Genomic DNA, 23,033 nt, shown 5'->3' with positions numbered 1-23,033 from the left:
CTCGCTGCGATGAAGCCTGCCGCTTCATGCCGCCGCCTCGTTGAGGAAGCCCTTCAGCAGATCGAGCGTATCGGCATCTTCGATGGACTTGTCCGTGCGCCAGCGCAGCATGCGCGGGAATCGCACCGCGATGCCCGATTTGTGGCGCGGGCTTGCCTGTATGCCTTCGAAGCCGATCTCGAACACGAGCGTCGGCGTCAGGCTGCGCACCGGGCCGAACTTCTCGACGGTCGTCTTGCGCACGATCGCATCGACCTGGCGCATCTCTTCGTCGGTCAGGCCGGAATACGCTTTCGCGAACGGGACGAGGGTGCGCACGCCGTCGGCTTCGTCCCAGACGGCGAACGTGAAATCGGTGTACAGGCTCGCGCGCCGTCCGTGGCCGGGTTGCGCGTAGAGCAGGACGGCATCGACGGTGTACGGGTCGATTTTCCATTTCCACCACGTGCCGGACGCCTTCGTGCGGCCGACGCCGTACATCGACGCACGCTCCTTGAGCATCAGCCCCTCGACGCCGCGCGCGCGGCTTTCCTCGCGCAAGGCCGCGAGCGCGGACCAGTCGGATTCCTCGACGACCGGTGACACGCGCAGCAGATCGACCGACAGTTCCCGCGCGAGCGCATCGAGCTTTGCGCGGCGCGCATGCAGCGGCTCCGTGCGCAGATCGCGGCCATCGGCTTCGAGCAGGTCGTAGGCGAGCAGCGCGGCGGGGGAATCGGCGAGCACCTTCTTCGTCAGCGACTTGCGCGTGATGCGCGGCTGAAGCCGTGCGAAGGGCAGCGGCATGGTCGCTCCCGGCTCCCATGCGAGGATTTCGCCATCGATCACGGTGCCGTCCGGCAGCGCCGCGCCGAGCGAGGCAAGCTCCGGAAAGCGTTCGGTCAGCAAGTCTTCGCCGCGCGACCAGATCCACACGCGGCCGCCGCGCTTGACGAGTTGCGCGCGAATCCCGTCCCACTTCCATTCGACGATCCAGTCGGCCGGTGAACCGAGCGTCGCCGGTTCGGCCTGCAACTGATGCGCGAGAAAGAACGGATAGGGCAGGCCGAGATCGCTTTCGTGCGGGGTATCGACGTCATCGCCCTCGGCGGCCGGTGCAATCAGCCGCAGATAACGCGCGGCGCTGGGCGCTTGCCGTGAATCGGTCCAGCCGACCATGCGTTGCGCGATGCGCTTGTGATCGACGCCCGCCACTTCCGCGAGCGCCCGCACCACCAGTTGCCGCGCGACGCCCACGCGAAAGCCGCCGCCGATCAGCTTCGTCAGCAGAAAACGCTCGCTCCAATTCAGCTCGTTCCAGTAGCCGACGAGCCGCTCGCGCAGTTCGTCGGGATTCGCGCCGCGCAGCGTCAGCACGCGATCCTCGATCCACTGCGCAAGCCCGAGTTCGGACTCGCGTTCGGGCGGCGGCAGCACATGCGCGATGGTCTCGGCCAGATCGCCGACCGACTGATACGACTCTTCGAAGAGCCATTCGGGCAGCCCCGCGCGCTCGCGGGCGAATTCGATCATCAGGCGCGTCGGCACCGACTGGCGCGGCTTGCCGCCCGCCAGAAAATACGACGCCCACGCCGCATCTTCAGGCTCGGCGCCGGAAAAATACGCGATCAGCGCCTCGAGCTTTTCGTTGGTCGAGGTGGTCGCGTCGAGCGCGGCGTAGAGCGTCGCGAAGCGTCTCATTGCGGTGGCGTCTCCGCAGTGGCGTCGCTCGTTGCGGTGTCGGCCTCGATCGCATCGTCGCCGTATTCGGTCCTGAATGCGCCGGCGTCGAGGCCTTGCTCGCAAAGCCATCGCACCATCGGATCGATCTGGCCGTGCGTGACGATCACGCGTTCCGCGCCGGTCGCGCCGATCGCCAATTGCAGGCCGGGCCAGTCCGCGTGATCCGACAGCACGAAGCCGCGATCCACGCCCTTGCGCCGCCGTGTACCGCGCAGGCGCATCCAGCCGGAGGCGAAGGCGTCGCTGCAGTCGCCGAACCGGCGCATCCACGTGCTGCCTTGCGCGGACGGCGGCGCGACGATCAGCGCGCCCTTGAACGCGGCCTTGTCGCGTGCGGCGATTTCGCTGACGAGCCGCGTTTCCGGCAGCGCGACGCCCGCCTCGCGATACGCGCGATTGAGAGGTTCCACTGCGCCGTGACAGAAGATCGGGCCGATGGCCGCGTCGATCCCCGCGAGCAGCCGCTGCGCCTTGCCGAACGAATAGCAGAAGAGCACCGACGCGCGGCCCTGGCTCGCGTTGTGGCGCCACCATGAGTCGATGCCGTCGAACACGGCCTGCGACGGCTCCCAGCGATAGATCGGCAGGCCGAAGGTCGATTCGGTGATGAACGTATCGCAACGCACCGGCTCGAATGGCGCGCAGGTCGGATCGGGCTCGACCTTGTAATCGCCGGACGCGACCCATACGCGCCCGCCGTGCTCGACCCGCACTTGCGCCGAGCCGAGCACATGTCCCGCCGGATGTAGCGAGACGCGCACGCCGTTCACGTCGATAGGTTCGCCATAGGGAAGCCCTTGCACGTCGATGCCCGGCAGCCGCGACAGCAGCACGCTCACGCCGGCTTCGGCCGCGAGATAGCGCGCATGGCCGAAGCGGGCGTGATCCGCGTGGGCATGCGTGATGATTGCGCGCTCGACGGGCCGCCACGGATCGATATAGAAACCGCCTGGCGGACAGTACAAGCCTTCGGGACGCGCGACGATGAGGTCGGATGAGGTGTCCACGGGTCGTCGTGTGTGCTGCGTTGCCTGCACGTTGGCCCTCGAGTGTTCAGTTCACGCAACAAAGCACGCCACGTGCCCGTCATGCCGCTTTCACGAAGACCGGCTACGGTGTAAAAGTATTGTTCAGTTGTTGTCTCGTCGAAGCGCGGTGTTTTCGCGCGACAGTGCTCGCGCCGCATTGCGATTTTTCTGGTGAAGCCGAAATGGACACGATGGTTGCGCCGACCGCCGCGGAAGCGGTGTATATCGTCAGGCTGAGAAGCCACCCGCAGTACGACTTCGTGCGCCTGAAGCGGGTCTTCGCCGATGCCGGTTCGCGCCATCAGGTCGTGCTCGTGGACGTGAGAAGACTGCTGCAATGCGCCGACCGGGACGACACCGACTACGTGCTCAAGGCCGTCGATGACTGGCACGCGGGCAAGGTGCGCGGCATTCGCGAGTTCCTCGATCCCGACAACCCGCGCGTGCCGGAGATGCCCTACGTGACCATCACCGCGCGGCGCACGGGCGGGCTGCTCGGGCTGCTGGGCGTGCATCGCGAGGGCGTCGTCGCCTTTCGCAACGGGCAGCATCGCGCGCGTTATCTCGCGCATGCGGGCGCGCTGTGCATGCCGGTGGAGGTGCACGAGCGCGAAGCCGATCTGCTGCGCGCGATGTGCGCCGCGCCCGGCGAAACGAGCGCGGAATACGGCGAGGTGTGAGCCGGGCTTGATTTGCGTGCGTCAGGCTTCGACCACGTTGCGCGGCGCGCCTTCGGCCCATGCCTTCACGTTGCCGAGCGTCGTCTGCGCAATCTCCATCAGCGCCTCGCGCGTGAAAAACGCCTGATGCGCGGTGATGATCACGTTCGGAAACGTGAGCAGCCGCGCGAGGACGTCGTCCTGGAGCAGGCGATCCGAATGGTCCTCGAAGAAGAGGCCGCCTTCTTCCTCGTACACGTCGAGGCCGAGATGTCCCAACTGGCCGCTCTTGAGCGCGCCGATCAGCGCATTGCTTTCGACTAGCCCGCCGCGCCCCGTGTTGATGAGCATCGCGCCGCGCTTCATGCGGGCGAGCGCGCGTTCGTCGATCAGGTGATACGTCGACGGCAAAAGCGGGCAGTGCAGCGACACGATGTTCGAACTGGCGAGCAGTTCGTCGAGTTCGACGTAACGCGCGCCGCGATCGAGCAGGTCTTGCGCGGGCGCGCCGGGATCGTAGGCGAGGATGCGCATGCCGAAGCCCGCCATGATGTTGCCGAACACGCGGCCGATGATGCCCGTGCCGATCACGCCGACCGTTTTGCCGTAGAGGTCGAAGCCGAGCAGGCCGTTCAGCGAGAAGTCGCCTTCGCGCGTGCGGGCCACCGCGCGATGAAACCGGCGATTCAGTGTGAGGATCATCCCGACGGCATGTTCCGCGACCGCGTGCGGTGAATAAGCAGGCACGCGCGTCACGATGATGCCCAGCCGCTTCGCGGCGTTCAGATCGACGTGATTGAAGCCCGCCGAGCGCAGCGCGATGAGCCGCGTGCCGCCCGCATGCAGCTTTGCGAGGACGGTTTCGTCGAGGCTGTCGTTGACGAAGGGGCAAACCGCCGTGAAACCCTGCGCGAGGATGGCGGTTTGCGCATCGAGATGCGCTTCCTGAAAGTCCAGCGCGACGCCGAAGGCTTCGTTCGCCTGGCGGAAGGTATCGGCGTCGTATTGGCGGGCGCTGAAAAGAATGAGCTTCGGGTTCGTGTCTGTGTTCGCAGAGGTGTCTGGCATCGTTCCGGCCGGCAGCGGGTTCGTCATGGGACTCGCGCCGGCCCGAACTCAGGCGGACGCGAGCGTCAATGCGTTGTCGTCACGCCGGCGGCGCCGGTCCCAACGGAAGCCGGGTAACCAGCCGGCGGCTGACGGAACATCTCGTCCGGCCGGGTGTTGCCGGAGTTGATCTCCTTGGTCAGCCTTTCCAGCGCATAGTCGATGAAAAAGCGCGTCTTGGCGGGCAAATACTGACGGCCCGGATAGACGATCGACAACTTCATTTCGGGGTCCTCGACCGAATAGTCGGGCAAGAGCCGCACGAGCGATCCGTCGCTGATGTCGCCGGCCACGATGCCTTCGGGCAGCACCGAGAAGCCCATGCCGCGCAGCGTCGCGAGCCGCACCATCAGCGCGCTGTTGACCGAGTAGACCGGCGCGAGCGTCACCTGTTCCGATGTACCCAGCCGATGCCGGAAGTGCCATGACGAACTGCGCATGTCGTTAGGCAGACCGACCGACGGCATCGTTTGAAGGTCGGAGGGCGCGGCGGGCAGGCCGTGCTCGGCCACGAACTCGGGCGTCGCGACCGGCACCAGCGCATTCACGCCGATGGGCCGCTCGACCAGCGCGGTGCTCGTGACCATGAACGCCGCGACGATGCCGACGTCATAACCGTCTTCGACAAGATCGACGTGCCGCTCGGCGAGTGTAAGGCGGACATTCACCTTCGGATACAGCTTGCGGAAGCCGTCGATGAGCGGCGTCAACGTGAGTAATGAAAGCGCACTGGATGCGACGACGCGCAGCGTGCCGCTCGGCTCGCCTTCGGTATGCGTGACGGCGGATTCGAGATGATCGAGTTCTTCCAGTAATGCGCGGCACCCTTCCAGATAACGTGTGCCTGCCTCGGTCAATGAAAGATTTCGAGTGGTGCGGTTAATAAGGCGGGTTCGGAGGTGCGCTTCCAGCATTGCAATCGCGCGAGTGACTAACGCATTCGATACATCGAGCTGCTGCGCGGCACGCCGAAAACTTTCCGTGTCCGCCACGCGAACAAACACACGCATAGCATGGATCTGATTCATCGTTTGGCCCTCTCTCAGTTGTGCCGCGTTGAATGTGAGCGTCACGCAAACGCCTCGCGAGTCACCCACTTTTTAAGATGCTTGTACGCATAATATTGACAAAAACAAGATATTGCAATATCAGAATAACAATTCTTCAGTTCTTCGAAACGCCTGGCCATTTGAAATTATTTTGTGAAGAACCGCGCCCTTAGGAAATTAAAAATCATATTAGTGACCCCCTATTAGATAACTATCCTGCTTTTTCGAAAGGCGTTCGTAATAATAGGCTTTATTGTTTGGTGCTTTCTGCTGCATATGCTCGCTCATTAAATGGTGAATGTGCTTAATTGACGGAGATATTGGTTCGTGCCTTATCAATGCTTATGCCGTGCTCTCTTATTGTGCAGTGCGCATGATATTTTTTTACCGAGAACAGCTTCTCGATAGTCAAACCACCAGGTTTTTGCGTCGGCCAACTGGCATTTCAGTCATATCTAAAAATAATGCGATACGTCGGGACCGATAAGGATTAAGCGCCATGCTTTGGCAACTACTCGCGAGACAACCGGAAATCGCACTGTTCGCCAGCCTGGCGATAGGCTTTTTCATTGGGTCGTTGAAATTCGGGCCGATTCAGCTGGGCGGCGTTTGCGGCACGCTGATCGTCGCGCTGATACTCGGCCAAAGCGGTGCGCGCATATCGCCGGATCTGAAAAACATCGCGTTTGCGCTTTTTATCTTCGCACTCGGCTTTACCGGCGGTCCGCAATTTTTCGCGAACATCGGGCGCGGATGGCGCTACGGGGCGCTGTCGTTTGTCGAGGTCATTTCCGTGGTCGCGCTCGTGCTCGGCATCGCGGCGGCGCTCAAGCTCGATGCCGGGACAGCGGCCGGATTGCTCGCCGGCGGCGCGACGGAATCCGCGGTGATCGGCACCGCATCCGAGGCCGTGGCGCGGCTCAACCTGCCTGCGGCGGAACTCGCGCGGCTTCAGGCGAACATCGTGACCGCGTACAGCGTGAGCTATCTGTTCGGGCTCGTCGCCATCGTGCTGTTCGTCAGCCAGATTGCGCCGCTCATCGTCCGTGTGAATTTGCGCGATGAAGCGGAGCGCGTGTGGCGGCAACTCGGCGGCGACGGCGCGCTCGCCGAAGGGCAGACGCCCGCCGTGTCGCCGCTCGCCGCGCGGGAGCTGAAGGTGACGACGGCCGCGGGGCTTGCTATCGGCGACCTGGAGAAGCGCTTCGGGCACGACATCAGCGTGCAGCGCGTGATGCGCGAGCGTTCCGTCGTCAAGGCGCAGCCGTCCGTCTTGCTGAAAGCGGGCGATCGCATCGTGATCGCGGGGCGGCGCGGCGCGCTTCTCGACGCGATTCCGCTGATCGGCGAGGAAGTGTTCACCAACGGCGGACCGGATGTATTCGTCGAGAAAGTCGACGTGATGCTCACGAACCGCGCGATGCACGGACTGACGCTCGCGCAGGCGCGCGCCCGCGCGAATCCGGCGGAAGGGCGCGGCGTGTACGTCGCCGCCGTGACGCGCCTCGACAGCACGATCCCGGCGTTGCCGGGCACCCAGGTGCAGCGCGGCGACGTGCTGACGCTCGTCGGCGCAAAGGCGGATATCGCGCGCGGCGCGGCAAAGCTCGGCTACATCATCCGCGCGACGCAGAAGACCGATTTCGTCTTTCTCGGTATCGGCGTGCTGATCGGCATCGCTATCGGGCGGCTGTCGGCGCATGTGGGCGGCATCGACCTGTCTCTGGGCACGGGCGGCGGCTGTCTGCTCGCGGGGCTCGTGTTCGGCTGGATTCGCTCGCGGTATCCGCTGATCGGCTCGTTGCCGTCGGCGGCGGCGCAGATTTTGAAAGACTTCGGTTTGTGCACCTTCATCGCGGCGGTGGGGCTGTCGGCGGGGGCTGATGCGTTGCGGCTGATCCGCGAGTTCGGCATTGCGCTGCCGATCGCGGGCATCGCCATCACGCTCGGGCCGGCGATCGCCTCGCTTCTCATCGGCCGCCTGCTCCTCAAGCTCGAAGTGCCGATGCTGCTCGGCGCGATCGCCGGTCAGCAATGCAGCACGCCGGCGATCAGCGCGCTCGTCGGCGTGACGGGAAATTCGACGCCGGTGATCGGCTACACGATCACCTACGCGATCTCGAACGTGCTGTTGCCGTTGCTCGGCCCGCTCGTCGTCGGACTCGTGAGCAAGCTCGGCTGAACGATTCGGCCGCTACCCGGAGGGCGCAGTGGACTGGCTTCATCATGTTTTCCAGAAGGCGCCGGAAACCGCGCTGTTCCTGTCGCTGGCGGCCGGGTATCTGATCGGCCAGATCAACTTCGGCAAGTTCCAGCTCGGCGGCGTCGGCGGTTCGCTGCTCGCGGCGGTCGTCGTGAGTCAGGCAGGCGTGCAGATTGACAACGGCGTGAAGTCCGTGATGTTCGCCGTGTTCATCTACGCGGTCGGCTACGACTCGGGGCCGCAGTTCTTCAACTCGCTGAATCGCCGGACGCTGCGCGAGATCGCGATGGCTGTCTTTCTCGCCGTCACCGCGCTCGTCACGGTGATCGTGTGCGCGAAGGTCTTTGGCCTGAACAAGGGTCTCGCGGCGGGGCTGGCGGGCGGGGCGCTCACGCAATCGGCGATCATCGGCACCGCGGGCGACGCCATCGCGCGGCTCGGCTTGCCGGCGCAGGAGACGAAGGCGCTGCAGGCGGATGTCGCCATCGCCTATGCGGTCACCTACGTGTTCGGCTCGCTCGGCGCCATCATCGTATGCGTGAACATCCTGCCGAAGTTCATGGGACAGAGCCTGAAGGAAGCGTCGATCGAAGCGGAGAAGTCGCTTGCGGGCGGCCTCGGCGGTCCCGCGCCGGGGCAGATTTCGGCGCTGCCACCCCTGGTCGGGCGGACGTATCGCGTGATGCTGGACAGTGCGGGCGGCGCGGGCGCGGCAGGGCGCACGGTCGCGGATATCGAGATGGACGAACAGGACGCGATCACCATCGAGCGCATCCGGCGCGCGGGCCACGCGATCGAACCGCAGCCCGACATGACGCTGGATCCGGGCGATATCGTGCTCGTCGTCGGGCGGCGCGAGGTGATGGCGGGCGCGGCGGCGCAACTCGGCGAGGAAGTCGCGGACACGGACGGCGTCAGCGTCGTCATGCAGAAGCGCCAGGGCGTCTTCGCGATGCGCGGCGTGAATCACTGGACGATGCGAGCCGTGCGCGCCACCGTCGATCGCAACATGCGCCACGGCGTCTACGTGCAGGCCGTCACGCGCGCCGGGATGCCGCTGCCCGTGCTACCCGAAACGCGCCTGGAACATGGCGATGTCATCACGTTCTATGGCTCGCCGCAGGACACGAAGCGCGCGGTCGAAGTGGCGGGCTACGAACTGCCGTACTCCGACAAGACCGATTTCATCTACATGGGCGTGGGCATCGTCGTCGGTCTGCTGATCGGGCTGATCGTCGTGCGCGTGGGCGGCATACCCATCACGCTCGGTTCGGGCGGCGGCTGTCTGCTGGCGGGGCTCGTATTCGGCTGGATGCGTGGCAGGCATCCGATGTACGGCGTGATGCCGCCGGCTGCATCGCAATTGCTGAAGGACTTCGGGCTCGCCGCGTTCGTGGCGGTCGTCGGGCTGAACTCGGGCTTGCAGGCGGTCGTCACGGTGAAGCAGAGCGGCCTCACGATTTTTCTGCTCGGCGTGTTCGTCACGCTGTTTCCCCTGCTGCTCACGATGCTCTTCGGGCGTTACGTGCTGCGCTATGACAATGCGGCGGTGTTCGCGGGTGCGCTGTCCGGAGCGCGCAGTGCGAATCCCGCGTTTGGCGGCGTGCTCGACAAGGCGGAAAGCCCGGCGCCGACGGCGGCCTTCGCCGTCACCTATGCGCTCGCGAACGTGTTGCTGACGCTGCTCGGGCCGCTGATCGTCGGGCTCGTGTGACGGCATGAGATGCCGCCTTGCGCCATAATCGGCGGGACACAAGGAGGCTCCTCATGGCGAACGCATTTCCTGCCGTCGAACTGCCGGACGGCGAAGCGATTCCGAAACTCGGGCAGGGCACCTGGGAAATGGGCGAGCGACCGAACGCGCGCAAGGCGGAGATCGCCGCATTGCGCGAGGGCGTCGAACTGGGCATGACGCTCATCGATACGGCCGAGATGTATGGCGACGGCGAAAGCGAGAGGCTCATCGCGGAGGCGTTGTCGGACAGGCGCGACGATCTTTTCATCGTCAGCAAGGTGTATCCGCATAACGGCACGGAGCGCGGCGTGCAGGCCGCGTGCGAACGGAGCCTGAAGCGGCTGGCGACGGATCGCATCGACCTGTACTTGCTGCACTGGCGCGGCGGCGAGGATCTGCCGGGCGTGGCCGCGGGCTTCGGGAAGCTGAAGCGCGACGGCAAGATTCGCCATTGGGGCGTGAGCAACTTCGACACCGACGATATGGACGAGCTCTTCGCGCTCGATGGCGGTGATGCGTGCGCGACGGATCAGATTCTGTATAACGTCGCGCGACGCGGGCCGGAGTTCGATCTGCTGCCGTGGCTGCGGGAACACCGGCTGCCGGCGATGGCCTATAGCCCCGTCGATCATGCGCGGCTGCCGCGCGGCGGAGTGCTGGAGAAGATCGCCGCGTCGCGTGGCGTGTCGGCGTTTCAGGTGGCGCTTGCGTGGGTGTTGCAGCAGCCGGGCGTAATCGCGATCCCGAAAGCCGCCGATGTTGCGCATGTCCGCGAGAACCGCGCCGCACTCGATATCCACTTGTCCACCGACGAACTCGCGGATATCGATCAGCAGTTCAAGCCGCCGAAGGTCAAGCGGGGGCTGGAGATGCTTTAGCCTTCAACCGCTCAGGAACAAGCATGGTGCGCGTGCACCGACCCTAGCACCGCGACTTCAGCCGGCGTGCGCCGCAAATCGGCTTCGCTGACCTGCTTCGCGTCGGCGATGAAGTCATCGACGATCGACGACACCGACGTGTTCGTGAGACACAGCGACACGCGCTTCGTATCGGTATCCGCGAGCGATGCGCGTTGCGACAAGAACAGCACGCCGTACTGATAGCCCCGCACGATGCCGCGCACCGCGCCGACGCACTGGCCTTGCGCGGCGTTGTCGCCTTTCTGGCCGCATTGCTGCGCGAGCGACCACGCCGAGAAGGACGGATCGGATGCGCCGGGCGCGGGCGCCGGCTGTGCGTGAGCCGAAACGGCGGCGCCAAGCGCCAGGGAAGCTGCGAGCGAGAGAGCGTACTTTTTCATGGACATCCTCGTTGTTGTGATGTCGATGAGAGGCCCGCAACGCGCTTTGGTTCCGGCGTGCGTCGTTTCAGATGACCTTTTCCTGCGATTGCAGCGCACGCAACGCGTCGACGGGAATGTGGCAGTCGATCGCGTGGCCGTTGCCCGCATCGCGGCAAGGCGGCGTCTCGCGCTCGCAAATGTCGCCGATCTTGCGCGGGCATCGCGTATGAAACACGCAGCCGGAAGGCGGATTCGCCGCGCTCGGCAAGTCGCCCGACAAACGGATGCGCCCACTGCCCGCATCCGCTTCGTCGAGCGACGGCGCCGACGACAGCAACGCTTCGGTGTACGGATGCTGCGGACCATCGAAGACATCGGCGGCGCGGCCGATCTCCATGATGCGTCCGAGATAGAGCACCGCGATGCGATCCGACAGATAGCGCACGACGTTCAGATCGTGCGAGATGAACACGTAGCTCACGCGCCGCTCGCGCTGCAAGTCCGCAAGCAGATTGAGGATCGCGGCCTGCACGGAGACATCGAGCGCGGAAGTCGGTTCGTCGCAGACGACGACGCGCGGATCGCCCGCGAACGCCCGCGCGATGGCCACACGCTGCTTCAATCCACCCGACAACTGCCGCGTGCGCGAGCCGAGATAACGCTCCGGCAAACGCACCGCTTCGGTCAGCGCGCGCAGGCGCGTTTCTCTTGCTTCGCCGCGCAGCGCCGCGAGCTTCGACAGCGACCGTGCAATGAGCCGCCGCACCGAATGTGCGCGATTCAGCGCCGAATCGGGGTTCTGGAACACGATCTGCAGCGACTTGACCTGCTCGCCGCTGCGGCGCGTGACGCGTTCGGGCAACGGTTCGCCATCGAGTTCGAGGGTTGCGCCCTTGTCCGGAGCGACGAGGCCGAGCAGCAGTTTCGCGAGCGTCGTCTTGCCGCTGCCCGATTCGCCGACGAGCCCGAGCGTTTCGCCCTGCACGAGATCGAGCGAGACATCCTGCACGGCGCGGACGTCCTCATCGCCGACGCGGAAGGTCTTCGAGAGATGGCGCGCGGACAACGCGAGCGCCGGTTCATCGCCGGCGGCAGCGACGGGCACGGGCGCTTCCGCAGTCGATCGCGGCAAGTCCTGCGCGCGCTCATGATAATGACAGCGCGCCATCTGATCGCCGTGCAGCGCCGCCATGCGGTAGGGCGGCGGCGCGTCTCTCACACATCGGTCATCGGCGAGCTTGCAGCGCGGCGCGAACACGCAGCCTTGCGCAATCGCGCCCGGCAGCGGCAGCGAACCGGGGATCGTATCGAGACGGCCGCTTTCCTTGCTGCGGCCGCGCGTCGGCAGGCATCGCAACAGGCCGACCGTGTAAGGGTGACGCGGCTTCGCGAAGACATCGGCAGTCACGCCTTCTTCGACGAGCTTGCCCGCATACAGCACGCCGACGCGGTCGCACATGCGCCCGATCACCGCAAGGTTATGGCTGATGAACAGCACGGCCGTGCCCAGTTCCGCCCGCAATTGCGCGATGAGATCGAGCACTTCGGCTTCGACCGTGGCGTCGAGGCCGGTCGTCGGTTCGTCGAGGATCAGCAGTTCGGGATTGCATGCGAGCGCCATCGCGATGACCACGCGCTGCTGCATGCCGCCCGACAACTGATGCGGATAACTCTCCATCACCCGCTCGGGCGATGCGATCCGCACGCGACGCAGCATGTCGGCGGTGCGGGAGCGCGCTTCGTCGGCGGATGCGCCCGCCGCTTCGAACGCTTCGGACACTTGCCGCGCGATCGTCAGCGACGGATTCAGCGCGCGGCCAGGGTCCTGATAGACCATCGATACCGCGTTCGCCCGCAGACCGCGCAGCGCATCGGCATGAAGCGTGGCGACATCGCGGCTGCCGATGGTGATGCGTCCCGCCTTGACGCGGCCGTTGCGCGGCAGATAGCGCAGTATCGCGAGGGCGGCCGTCGATTTGCCGCAGCCCGATTCGCCGACGAGCCCGTACGCTTCGCCGCGCCGCACGCGCAGCGTCACGTCCTGCAACACTTCGCGCTCGTGCCCGCGCGCGCGATACGCGACGGTCAGTCCGACGACTGTCAGCGCATCGGCCTGATCGCCCTTGGCCGCGCCGAACGCGGGGAATGCCGATGGCGGCGGTCCGTTCATCGGTCGAGCACTCCTTGCACGGCATCGGCGACGAGATTGACGGCGACCACCAGTGACGCGATCGCAGCGGCGTCGAAGACGACGGTCCACCATGCGCCGCCCGCCATCAGCGTGTAACTTTCGGAAAGCGCGAGGCCCCAGTCGGCGGAAGGCGGCTGGATGCCGAAGCCGAGGAACGAGAGCGTCGCGACCGCGAAGATCGCGTAGCCGAGCCGGACCGTCGCCTCGACGACGATCGGCGGCAGCACGTTCGGCAGGATCTCCGCGAACATGATGTAAAACGCGTTCTCGCCGCGCAGTTGCGCCGCGAGCACGTAGTCCAGATGGCGCTCGCCGAGCACGGCAGCGCGTACGGTGCGCGCGGTGATCGGCGCGAAGGTCAGGCCGATCACGAGAATCACGGTCGCGTCGCTTGCGCCGACCGCCGCGAGCGCGAGCAGCGCGACGATCACGAGCGGCAGCGCGAGCAGCGCATCGGTGATACGGCCGATGAGCGCATCGACCCATCCGCCGAAATAGCCGACGATCAGCCCGATGGCCGTGCCCGCCGCCGTGCCGATGAGCGTCGCAAGCGGCGCGATGGTGAGGATGTCGCGCGAACCGATGATCACGCGCGCGAAGACATCGCGGCCCAGCTGGTCGGTGCCGAACCAGTGCTCGGGCGACGGCGGCGCGAGTGAGTTGAGCGGATCGGATGCGTAGGGATCGAGCGGCACGAGCCAGTGACCGAACAACGCGCACGTGACCCAGAACAGCAGGATGAGCGCGCCGAAGTCGAACGTGCCGGAACGCAGCAGCGCGCCAAGCGCTTCGAAGCGGCGCGGTTCAGGTGCGGAAGCGGTGGCGGTGCTCATCGCGCGCCTCCGGTGCGCAGGCGCGGATTCAGCACGACGTAAAGCGCGTCGGCAATCAGATTCGCCGCCGTATAAATCACGCCGATGGTGAGCACGCCCGCTTCGAGCATCGGAAAGTCCTTGGCCTTCGCGGCGCCGTAGATCAGCGAACCGATGCCCTGATAATGAAACAGCGTCTCCACCACGACCAGCCCGCCGATCATGTAGCCGAACTGCGTCGCAGCGACCGTCACTGTCGGCAGCAGCGCATTGCGCAGCACGTGCCGGAAGATCACGATGCGGCGCGGCAGGCCCTTGAGAATCGCGGTGCGCGTGTAGTCCGCATCGAGCGCCTCGACCGTGCCCGCACGCGCCATCCGCGCGATATAGCCGAAGAACACGAAGACGAGCGGCAGCACGGGCAGAATCAGATGCTTCAATTGCAGCAGAACGCTCGCGTCGGCGGGCGCGGTCGCTTCGATCGGCAGCCATTGCAGCCACACGCCGAAGATCAGGATCAGCACGATCGACGACACGAACTCCGGCACGACCGTCGCCGTCAGCCCGCCGATACTGATCACGCGATCGATGAAGCGCCCCGCGTGGAGCGCCGCATACACGCCGCCCGCGATGCCCAGCGGCACGACGACCACGAAAGCAAGCGCGCCGAGCTTGGCCGACTTCACGAGCGCCGCGCCGATGAACGGCGCAACCGGCGCGCGAAACGCATACGACTCGCCCATGTCGCCGCGCACGAAATGCGTGATCCAGTCGATGTATTGCGTGACGAGCGGCCTGTCGACGCCTAGTTGATGATTGAGCGCCGCGACGGCGCGGGCGTCGGCGAGCGGGCCGAGGATCGCGCGGCCCACGTCGCCGGGCAAGAGCTGGCCGCCCGCGAAGACGATCATCGACAACAGCCACAGCGTGACGAGCGCAAGCAGCACGCGCACGCCGACGAAGCGCACGATGCGTTTCATTCTGGCGAAGTCGGCACCGTGCGCCGTTGGCGTGATCGTGCTCATGGACGCCTCGTTTATGCCGATACCGTCGCGCGGTCGAACCACATCTGCGAGATCGCGTTGAAGCGCACGCCGCTCACGCTGGCGCGCGTGACGATCAACTGGTCGTAGAAATACGGAATGATGACAGGCGTTTCATCGAGCAGCAGACGCTGGATTTGCCCGGACACTTTCTTCTGCGACGCGACATCGAGCGCCGCGACGAACTGCGCGACGAGCTTGTCGTAATCGGCGTTCTTGAAGTGCGCCGCATTCCACGTTCCGCCGCTCGTGAGCGGCGCGTTGAGAAATACGTTCGGCACGCCGCGATGCCCGTAATCGGTGATGCCGAGCGGCGAATCGAGCCAGTCCGACTTGCCGAACGTGCCCGAGCCGTAATACAGGTCCTGGCTCTCGACCTTCAGCGTGATGCGAATGCCGATCGCCTTCGCCGCGTTCTGCACGACGACCGCGAGATCGGGAATCTCCATGTACTTCTCGGTCGTGAGCGTAATGTCGAAGCCGTTCGCGACGCCGGCTTCGCTCATCAGCTTCTTCGCTTGGGCGATATCGAGCTTGCGCTGCGGCACGGTGAGATCGCTCGACGGGAAGACGGGCGCAAACGGACTGTCGTTGCCGACGACCGCGCGTCCGCGAAACAGCCCCTTCACGATGACTTCGCGATTGATCGCCAGCGCGAGCGCCTGACGCACGCGCTTGTCCTTGAACGCGCCGGTGTCGCATCGCATATGAATCTGCCGATGCGAACTCGACTTCGCGCCGAGCACCTTGTATTGCGGGTTCGTCAGCAGCGAGACGCCGCCCTGTACGGTGAAGTCGCCCATCACGTCGGCCTGGCGGCCCTGCATTGCGAGAAGCTGCGCCTGATGGTCCGCGTAGAACGAGAAATTGACGCGATCGGGCAGCGCCTTGTCGCCCCAGTAGTCGGGATTGCGCACGAAGGACGCGCCGACCTTCGGCGTGTACTTCTCCAGCTTGAACGCGCCCGTGCCGACGAACGACTTCTCGTACGATCCGCTGAAGTTCGCCGGGAGGATCACCGCGTTGTAGTTGTCCGACGAAACGTAGTACGGAAAATTGCCGTTCGGCGCATCGAGATGGAACTCGACGGTGTGATCGTCGATGGCTTTCGCCGAGTTCTTCGACAACACGCCCTTCAGCACCGACAGCGCCGCAGACCCCGCGCCCGGATCGGCCAGGCGGTTGAAGGTCGCGGCGACATCCTTCGCGGTCATCGGCTGGCCGTCGTGGAACTTCACGTTGGGGCGCAGCTTGAAGGTCCAGACATCGCCCGTCGCGTTCGACGACCATGACAGCGCGAGCGCCGGGCGCAGCGTGAGCGTCTCGCTGTCGTCGTCGATCAGGAATTCGCCTGTCTGATTGATGAGCACGAGACCGGCTGCATCCGTGACCGTCAGCGGATCGACCGCGCCGGCCGGCGTCATGTGCGCGACGCGGATCGTGCCGCCGGGCTTGCCCGCGCCCTGGGCGCGCGCCATCGGCATGCCGAACAGCCCGCCCGCCGTCAGCGCGATGCCGAGAACGCTCGCATGCCGCAGCAGTTCGCGCCGCGTAAGGCGGCCGGCCCTGAATTCGTCGATCGCGTGATTGCCGAGTTCGCCGGCTTGCGCGCGTGCGAGTTCGATGTGATGCGCGTCGGTCGGGTTTTTCTTCATCCGTGTCGTTCCGTGTGATTGTTGTCCGGCGTTTTCGTCAGGCAAGGACCCGCGTCGCGGGTCAGGGCGCGGGAGCAAGGAACGCGCCGATGCGTTTCCAGGCGCGATGCGGCTTTAGTGGGCGTGCGGATCTTTGTGAATAGGATCGACCCAATAGACTTCTTCGGGCTGCTCGACAGCGTCGATGTTCAGATTGACGACGACCGCTTCGTTGTCGCTGCGCACGAGCACGCACTGCAGCGGCTCATCGGTGCTCGCGTTGATTTCCTGATGCGGCACGTAAGGCGGCACGAAGATGAAATCGCCGGGTCCGGCCTCGGCGGTGAATTCGAGGTGCTCGCCCCAGCGCATGCGTGCCTGTCCGTGGACGATGTAGATCACGCTTTCCAGCGCGCCGTGATGGTGCGCGCCGGTCTTCGCGTTCGGATGGATCGTGACCGTTCCCGCCCAGATTTTCTGCGCGCCGACGCGCGCCGCGTTGATGGCCGCCGCGCGGTGCATGCCCGGCGTCTGCGCGGTGTTGGTGTCGAGCTGATCGCCCTTGATGACCTTGACGCCGTTTTCGCGCCAATCGATGTGATGTGCGTCGCTCATGGTCTTTGCGTCCGTGGACAAAAAAAGTCCGTTGCCGCCACCAACACGAGCGAGCAACGGACTTCCGATATTACACGCGAATGTCACAACGGCGAGCCGCGATCATTTCCCTTTGGAATTGATGATCGCCTCCGACACGTTGTTCGGCGTCTCCGCGTAATGCTTGAACTCCATCGTGTAGGTCGCGCGGCCTTGCGTCAGCGAGCGCAGGGACGTGGAGTAACCGAACATCTCGGCCAGCGGCACCTCGGCGCGCACGAGCTTCCCGCCGCCGCCCGCGATGTCCTCCATGCCCTGCACGATGCCACGCCGGCTCGACAGATCGCCCATCACGTTGCCCATGAATTCCTCGGGCGTTTCCACTTCGACAGCCATCGTCGGTTCGAGCAGCACCGGCTTCGCGCGGCGCATCGCTTCCTTGAAGGCGATCGAACCGGCCATGCGGAACGCGTTTTCGTTCGAATCGACATCGTGATAGGAGCCGAACGTCAGCGTCACTTTCGTATCGACGACCGGATAGCCCGCGAGCACGCCCGCCTTCAGCGTTTCCTGGATGCCCTTGTCGACCGCCGGGATGAACTCGCGCGGAATCACGCCGCCCTTGATGGCGTCGACGAATTCGTAGCCCTTGCCCGGATCCGGCTCGAGCGTGATGACCGCGTGCCCGTACTGGCCGCGCCCGCCCGACTGCTTGACGAACTTGCCTTCGACATCGGTCACCTTGTTGCGCACCGTCTCGCGATACGCGACCTGCGGCTTGCCGACCGTCGCCTCGACGCCGAACTCGCGCTTCATCCGGTCGACGAGAATTTCGAGGTGCAGCTCGCCCATGCCGGAGATGATCGTCTGGCCGGATTCTTCGTCGGTCGCCACGCGGAACGACGGATCTTCCTGCGCGAGACGGTTCAGCGCGATGCCCATCTTTTCCTGGTCGGCCTTCGTCTTCGGCTCGACGGCCTGCGAAATCACCGGCTCCGGGAAGATCATCCGTTCGAGAATGATGATCTTGTCGGGATCGCAGAGCGTGTCGCCGGTCGTGGCTTCCTTCAGACCGACCGCCGCCGCGATGTCGCCCGCGCGCACTTCCTTGATTTCCTTGCGCTCGTTAGCGTGCATCTGCAGGATGCGCCCGAGGCGTTCCTTCTTCGACTTCACCGGGTTGTAGACGGTATCGCCTGAATTCACGACCCCCGAATACACGCGGAAGAAGATGAGCTGGCCGACGAACGGGTCGGTCATGATCTTGAACGCGAGCGCGGAGAACGGCTCGTCATCGCTCGGATGACGCTCGGCTTGCTGATCGTCCTCCGTGTGGCCGAGAATCGCGGGCACGTCGACGGGCGAGGGCAGGTAGTCGATCACCGCGTCGAGCATCGCCTGCACGCCCTTGTTCTTGAACGCGCTGCCGCACAGCATCGGCACGATTTCGTTGGCGATCGTGCGCTTGCGCAAGGCGCCCTTGATCTCTTCCTCGGTCAGGCTTTCGTGGTCGGTCAGATACTTCTCGAGCAGCTCCTCGCTCGATTCGGCCGCGGCCTCGACCATCTTTTCGCGCCACTCGTGAGCGATTTCCTTGAGATTGTCGGGAATCTCCTCGTAGGCGAACTTGATGCCCTGGCTTTCATCGTCCCAGAGGATGGCCTTCATCTTCACCAGGTCGACGACGCCCTGAAAATGCTCTTCCGCGCCGATCGGAATCTGGATCGGCACGGCGACGCCCTTCAGACGCTCGCCGATCTGCCGTTGGACGCGGAAGAAATCCGCGCCGACGCGGTCCATCTTGTTGACGAACGCAATGCGCGGCACCTTGTACTTGTTCGCCTGACGCCACACGGTTTCGGACTGCGGCTGCACGCCGCCGACCGAGTCGTAGACCATGCACGCGCCGTCGAGCACGCGCATGGAGCGCTCGACTTCGATGGTGAAGTCGACGTGTCCCGGCGTATCGATGATGTTGATGCGATGCTCGGGGTAATTGCCGGCCATGCCTTTCCAGAAGGCGGTCGTGGCGGCCGACGTGATCGTGATGCCGCGCTCCTGCTCCTGCTCCATCCAGTCCATCGTGGCCGCGCCGTCGTGAACCTCGCCGATCTTGTGGGTCACGCCGGTGTAGAAAAGGATGCGCTCGGTCGTCGTCGTTTTGCCGGCATCGATGTGAGCGCTAATTCCAATGTTCCGATAGCGCTCGATGGGGGTCTTGCGGGGCACGTGAACCTCCTGTGGAAGATGTCATGGCGGCGCGGCGCAGGTCGTGCGCCGCGCCACGCGGCGGCCGCCGAACAGTGGCGGCGGCATCGCGCTAACCTTTTTAGGATAGCGCGTCGACAATCTCTTTGCAGGAATCTTGCCGGCTCGACGCAAAGGGCGGCCCACTTCGGGCGGCGGGGCGTGCAGGCGAAAAAAAAGCGCGTCGGGAGACGCGCTTTGGGACATTGGCCGACCGTTCAGGCCAGACTCACTGAGCGCCCGGCAATCCCTTGATCTTCACGCCCGGCTTGATGCCCTTGGCCGCAAACCAGCCCTTCGGCATTTCGAGCGCATAAACGCCGTTGTTGCGCGGGCAATGATTGTTCTCGGTCTCCGCCTGCATCTCGTCGATGTCGGTGATCGTGCCGTCCGCGCGGATAAACGCGATCGACAGCGGAATCAGCGTGTTCTTCATCCAGAAGCAGTGCACGGCGTTCTCGTTGAACACGAAGAGCATGCCTTCGTTCGCGCCGAGCTTCGTGCGGTACATGAGTCCTTGCTCGCGGTCGGCGTCGTTCGCGGCGACCGCGGCGTCGATCACGTACATTCCGGCGGTGAGCTTCGCGCGAGGAAAGTCGGACGGCTGTTTCGCGCCGGGCGGCAGGGTCTGCGCTTCAGCGAGCGTGATCGATGCGAGCGGCAGCAGCATCGCGATGAGAAAGGCGCGTGTTGCGTTGACAATCGTCAAGCGCCGCGCAGCCTTGGCCGATGTGAATGAAAAGCGCAAGGCACGCAGCAAAAGCAATAGCGAATTCACGATGCTCCTTTGAAATCAGTCGTCGCGCCGGATAACCAGCAGGCCCGCGCATGTTACTTGAAGCAAGGACGAGGATACAAAACCAACGCAAAACAAAAGGGCAGATGCCTTTCGACGATCTGCCCTTTAACGCCGCAAGCGGCGGTAATGCTCGTTGTTGACTTCGCTTTACCGCCTCTTACAACAAACTTACTGTGCTGCGGAAGCAGCTTCCGGCGCCGAAGCGGCAGCCTTGTGCGACTTCTTGTGCGAAGCCTTGTGTGCGTGCTTCTTCGTCGACTTGTGAGCCTTTGCCGGAGCAGCAGCCGAAGCAGCTGCCGGAGCAGCAGCTTCCGGAGCCGAAGCTTGTGCGAATGCAGCCGTTGCGAACAGGCCAGCGACGAGAGCAGCGATCAGTTTGTTCATTTGTGAATCCTCAGCTTGAGTTTGATTAACCAAACGACCCGGTCATTGAGTCATGTCGGTAAACGAGCCATCCACCTTTCGGTTGACAGTCGTATCGACAAAAGAAACTCGATACGGCTGTGAACGCCTTTTCTTTCAAATAGCCTGGAGCACACAGGTAATCGAAAGCTTGATTCGTTCATGCCGGATAGCTTTGCACGGCATCTGTGGCGCTTAACGCGTGGTGCAAAAGGTCGGTTGACGTCTTTTTCACGAGAATCGCGCGGAGAATGAAAAAAAAGTTCGCACTGCAAGCGGCTTGTCATTGTTCGATGTCATCGCCGTGAAAAACGCCGATAGAAACGGCGCTCGCGATAGTGATTCAACCGGTGCGCTGCCACGGCGATCGTGCCTGCACTTCGACGGTTTCGCCGGGCGCAAGTCCGAGTGCGAAGACATCGAGTGCGCCGATCGCGACGCGCACGAGCCGCAGCGTCGGATAACCGACCGCGGCCGTCATGCGCCTGACCTGCCGGTTCTTGCCTTCGGTGATGGCAAGCTCGATCCATGTCGTCGGGATGGCGGCGCGATACCGGATCGGCGGATTGCGCGGCCATAGCGCTTCGATGCGCGCGTCGGCGACGAATGCGGTGCGGCACGGGCGCGTCACGTAATCGCCGAGATCGACGCCTTTCGCGAGATGCGCGAGGGCGTCGTCGCCGGGCGCGCCTTCGACTTGCGCCCAATAGCGCTTCACGAGCTTGTGACGCGGCTCCGCGATACGCGCCTGCAAAGCGCCGTCGTCGGTAAGAAGGAGCAGCCCTTCGCTGTCCGCGTCGAGGCGGCCCGCGGGGTAGACGCCCGGCGTCATCACCCAGTCGCCGAGCGACGGCCGCGTCTCATGCGCCGAGAACTGGCAGATCGTGCCGAAGGGTTTGTTGAGAGCGATGAGCGGCATCGGAGGGCAGGGCAGGCGCAAGGACGGTCGGAGCGGCATCTTAATGCATAATGATCCGCGAACCGCCTTCGCTTCGGTAGCGCGTGATTGCCGGCATGTACGGCATGGTTAGAATGATGTTCTGGCCATCGCTGCGGACGGCGCCCGGCCGTTTCGCTCTATCCCGCCAGCTTCCCATTAGAGCCCGACCTTCTCTGGAGTCGACCATGCCGTATCAGCACATCAACGTGCCGGCGGACGGTGAAAAGATCACCGTCAACGCGGATTTCTCGCTCAACGTGCCGGATCAGCCGATCATCCCTTATATCGAAGGCGATGGCACGGGCGTCGACATCACGCCCGTCATGATCAAGGTGGTCGATGCGGCAGTCGAGAAAGCCTATGGCGGCAAGCGCAAGATTCACTGGATGGAGATCTACGCGGGCGAGAAGGCGACGCGCGTCTACGGGCCGGACGTCTGGCTGCCCGACGAAACGCTCGATGTCGTGAAGGAATACATCGTGTCGATCAAGGGACCGCTGACCACGCCGGTCGGCGGCGGCATCCGGTCGCTGAATGTTGCCCTTCGTCAGCAACTTGATTTATATGTCTGCCTGCGCCCGGTGCGGTACTTCAAGGGCGTGCCTTCGCCGCTGCGCGAGCCGGACAAGGTGAACATGGTGATCTTCCGCGAGAACTCGGAAGACATCTATGCGGGGATCGAATGGCCGGCGGAGTCCGCCGAGGCGAAAAAGGTTATCGCCTTCCTGCGCGACGAAATGGGCGTGACGAAAATTCGCTTTCCGGAGTCGTCGGGGCTCGGCATCAAGCCGGTGTCGCGCGAGGGCACGGAGCGGCTCGTGCGCAAGGCGATCCAGTACGCGCTCGACAACAACCGGCGCTCGGTGACGCTCGTGCACAAGGGCAACATCATGAAGTACACCGAAGGCGCGTTCCGCGACTACGGCTACGCGCTCGCCCAGAAGGAGTTCGGCGCGGAACTGATCGACGGCGGCCCGTGGATGAAGGTGAAAGATCCGAAGACGGGCGCGGAAGTGGTGGTGAAGGACGTCATCGCCGACGCTTTCCTGCAGCAAATTCTGCTGCGTCCCGCCGAATACGACGTCATCGCCACGCTCAACCTGAACGGCGACTACATCTCGGATGCGCTCGCTGCGCAAGTGGGCGGCATCGGCATTGCGCCGGGCGCGAACATGTCGGATTCCGTTGCGATGTTCGAAGCGACGCACGGCACCGCGCCGAAGTATGCCGGCAAGGATTACGTGAACCCCGGTTCCGAAATTCTCTCCGCTGAAATGATGCTGCGCCATATGGGCTGGACCGAGGCGGCGGATCGCATCATTGCGTCGATGGAGCGGTCGATTTTGTCGAAACGCGTGACCTACGACTTTGCGCGGCTGATGGAAGGCGCGACGCAAGTGTCGTGTTCGGCGTTCGGCGAGGTGATGATCGAGAATATGTAAGCGGCACGGCTCAATTCCCGAATAACCCCGAGCGGTTAAGGCCTTTCGGGGTTTTTGTCGGCCCGCATTGCCCGAGTGCCGGCATCTGGCAACGGATGAAAAAAACCCGGCACGGAGGCCGGGTTTCACGAGGCAAATGCATCC

At 64.3% G+C, this 23,033-nt stretch carries 19 protein-coding genes; 5 read left to right on the top strand and 14 right to left on the bottom strand.

The genetic code is table 11. From position 1 onward, the window contains the following. Nucleotides 1-24 precede the first annotated feature (24 nt). Nucleotides 25-1,680, bottom strand: coding sequence for an ATP-dependent DNA ligase (locus AB6804_RS04090; protein WP_370885313.1), 1,656 nt, complete (start codon nt 1,678-1,680; stop codon nt 25-27). Next, nucleotides 1,677-2,729, bottom strand: coding sequence for a ligase-associated DNA damage response exonuclease (locus AB6804_RS04085; protein WP_370885312.1), 1,053 nt, complete (start codon nt 2,727-2,729; stop codon nt 1,677-1,679). The genes AB6804_RS04090 and AB6804_RS04085 overlap by 4 nt, the downstream gene beginning before the upstream one ends. Nucleotides 2,730-2,932: 203 nt before the next feature. Between AB6804_RS04085 and AB6804_RS04080 the strand changes: the two genes are divergently transcribed. Continuing rightward, a complete protein-coding gene (locus AB6804_RS04080) occupies nt 2,933-3,430 on the top strand; it encodes a hypothetical protein (protein ID WP_035968163.1) in 498 nt (165 codons plus the stop codon). A gap of 21 nt (nt 3,431-3,451) precedes the next feature. Here the strand turns inward: AB6804_RS04080 and AB6804_RS04075 are convergent, their stop codons facing one another. Continuing rightward, nucleotides 3,452-4,477 (bottom strand): 2-hydroxyacid dehydrogenase, encoded by a 1,026-nt coding sequence (locus tag AB6804_RS04075; protein ID WP_370885311.1) that lies wholly within the window; start codon nt 4,475-4,477, stop codon nt 3,452-3,454. Between the two features lie 65 nt (nt 4,478-4,542). Then, entirely contained in the window at nt 4,543-5,526 is a 984-nt protein-coding gene (locus AB6804_RS04070) for a LysR family transcriptional regulator (protein WP_370885417.1), read from the bottom strand. A gap of 538 nt (nt 5,527-6,064) precedes the next feature. Between AB6804_RS04070 and aspT (AB6804_RS04065) the strand changes: the two genes are divergently transcribed. From aspT (AB6804_RS04065) to AB6804_RS04055, 3 genes are read left to right on the top strand one after another with little or no spacing between them, the layout of a single operon-like run. Then, nucleotides 6,065-7,747, top strand: a complete 1,683-nt coding sequence (aspT, locus tag AB6804_RS04065) for an aspartate-alanine antiporter (RefSeq protein ID WP_370885310.1) — start codon at nt 6,065-6,067, stop codon at nt 7,745-7,747. A gap of 28 nt (nt 7,748-7,775) precedes the next feature. Beyond that, nucleotides 7,776-9,482 carry an aspartate-alanine antiporter gene (aspT, locus tag AB6804_RS04060; RefSeq protein ID WP_370885309.1) on the top strand — a complete coding sequence of 569 codons (1,707 nt, stop codon included), beginning with the start codon at nt 7,776-7,778 and terminating at the stop codon, nt 9,480-9,482. Between the two features lie 53 nt (nt 9,483-9,535). Beyond that, nucleotides 9,536-10,381: an aldo/keto reductase gene (locus AB6804_RS04055; RefSeq protein WP_370885308.1), complete on the top strand. Its 846-nt coding sequence runs from the start codon at nt 9,536-9,538 to the stop codon at nt 10,379-10,381. 11 nt (nt 10,382-10,392) lie between these two features. On the opposite strand, the gene AB6804_RS04050 is transcribed toward AB6804_RS04055, so the two are convergent. The 10 genes from AB6804_RS04050 to AB6804_RS04005 all read right to left on the bottom strand — a co-directional run bounded on the left by AB6804_RS04050 (nt 10,393) and on the right by AB6804_RS04005 (nt 21,426). Further along, on the bottom strand, nt 10,393-10,809 hold the full coding sequence (locus AB6804_RS04050; RefSeq protein ID WP_370885307.1) for a hypothetical protein: 417 nt from the start codon (nt 10,807-10,809) through the stop codon (nt 10,393-10,395). Nucleotides 10,810-10,870: 61 nt separating this feature from the next. Further along, nucleotides 10,871-12,955, bottom strand: coding sequence for an ABC transporter ATP-binding protein (locus tag AB6804_RS04045; protein ID WP_370885306.1), 2,085 nt, complete (start codon nt 12,953-12,955; stop codon nt 10,871-10,873). Next, nucleotides 12,952-13,809, bottom strand: a complete 858-nt coding sequence (locus AB6804_RS04040; RefSeq protein ID WP_370885305.1) for an ABC transporter permease — start codon at nt 13,807-13,809, stop codon at nt 12,952-12,954. The genes AB6804_RS04045 and AB6804_RS04040 overlap by 4 nt, the downstream gene beginning before the upstream one ends. Continuing rightward, nucleotides 13,806-14,813, bottom strand: coding sequence for an ABC transporter permease (locus tag AB6804_RS04035; protein ID WP_370885304.1), 1,008 nt, complete (start codon nt 14,811-14,813; stop codon nt 13,806-13,808). The genes AB6804_RS04040 and AB6804_RS04035 overlap by 4 nt, the downstream gene beginning before the upstream one ends. An 11-nt stretch (nt 14,814-14,824) precedes the next feature. Then, entirely contained in the window at nt 14,825-16,486 is a 1,662-nt protein-coding gene (locus AB6804_RS04030) for an ABC transporter substrate-binding protein (protein ID WP_370885303.1), read from the bottom strand. A 114-nt stretch (nt 16,487-16,600) separates the two neighbouring features. Continuing rightward, the gene (locus tag AB6804_RS04025) at nt 16,601-17,080 is read right to left on the bottom strand and encodes a cupin domain-containing protein (protein ID WP_035968141.1); all 480 of its coding nucleotides are present in this window, start codon (nt 17,078-17,080) and stop codon (nt 16,601-16,603) included. Nucleotides 17,081-17,182: 102 nt separating this feature from the next. After that, nucleotides 17,183-19,288 carry an elongation factor G gene (gene fusA, locus AB6804_RS04020; protein ID WP_035968140.1) on the bottom strand — a complete coding sequence of 702 codons (2,106 nt, stop codon included), beginning with the start codon at nt 19,286-19,288 and terminating at the stop codon, nt 17,183-17,185. Between the two features lie 247 nt (nt 19,289-19,535). Then, the gene (locus AB6804_RS04015) at nt 19,536-19,976 is read right to left on the bottom strand and encodes a DUF192 domain-containing protein (RefSeq protein ID WP_052005942.1); all 441 of its coding nucleotides are present in this window, start codon (nt 19,974-19,976) and stop codon (nt 19,536-19,538) included. 297 nt (nt 19,977-20,273) lie between these two features. After that, nucleotides 20,274-20,489 carry a hypothetical protein gene (locus AB6804_RS04010; protein WP_244793367.1) on the bottom strand — a complete coding sequence of 72 codons (216 nt, stop codon included), beginning with the start codon at nt 20,487-20,489 and terminating at the stop codon, nt 20,274-20,276. A gap of 361 nt (nt 20,490-20,850) precedes the next feature. After that, on the bottom strand, nt 20,851-21,426 hold the full coding sequence (locus tag AB6804_RS04005) for a pseudouridine synthase (RefSeq protein ID WP_370885302.1): 576 nt from the start codon (nt 21,424-21,426) through the stop codon (nt 20,851-20,853). 206 nt (nt 21,427-21,632) lie between these two features. Here AB6804_RS04005 and icd point away from each other — a divergent pair, with 206 nt between their 5' ends. Further along, complete coding sequence (gene icd / locus AB6804_RS04000) at nt 21,633-22,889, top strand: NADP-dependent isocitrate dehydrogenase (RefSeq protein ID WP_370885301.1); 1,257 nt, start codon at nt 21,633-21,635, stop codon at nt 22,887-22,889. Nucleotides 22,890-23,033: the final 144 nt, after the last annotated feature.

It is taken from the genome of Caballeronia sp. RCC_10, from assembly GCF_041360715.1.
In the GTDB taxonomy this organism is placed as follows: Bacteria; Pseudomonadota; Gammaproteobacteria; order Burkholderiales; family Burkholderiaceae; genus Caballeronia; species Caballeronia grimmiae.
The sequence above is the reverse complement of the archived record's forward strand: the minus strand, read 5'-3'. Positions and strand labels throughout refer to the sequence as shown.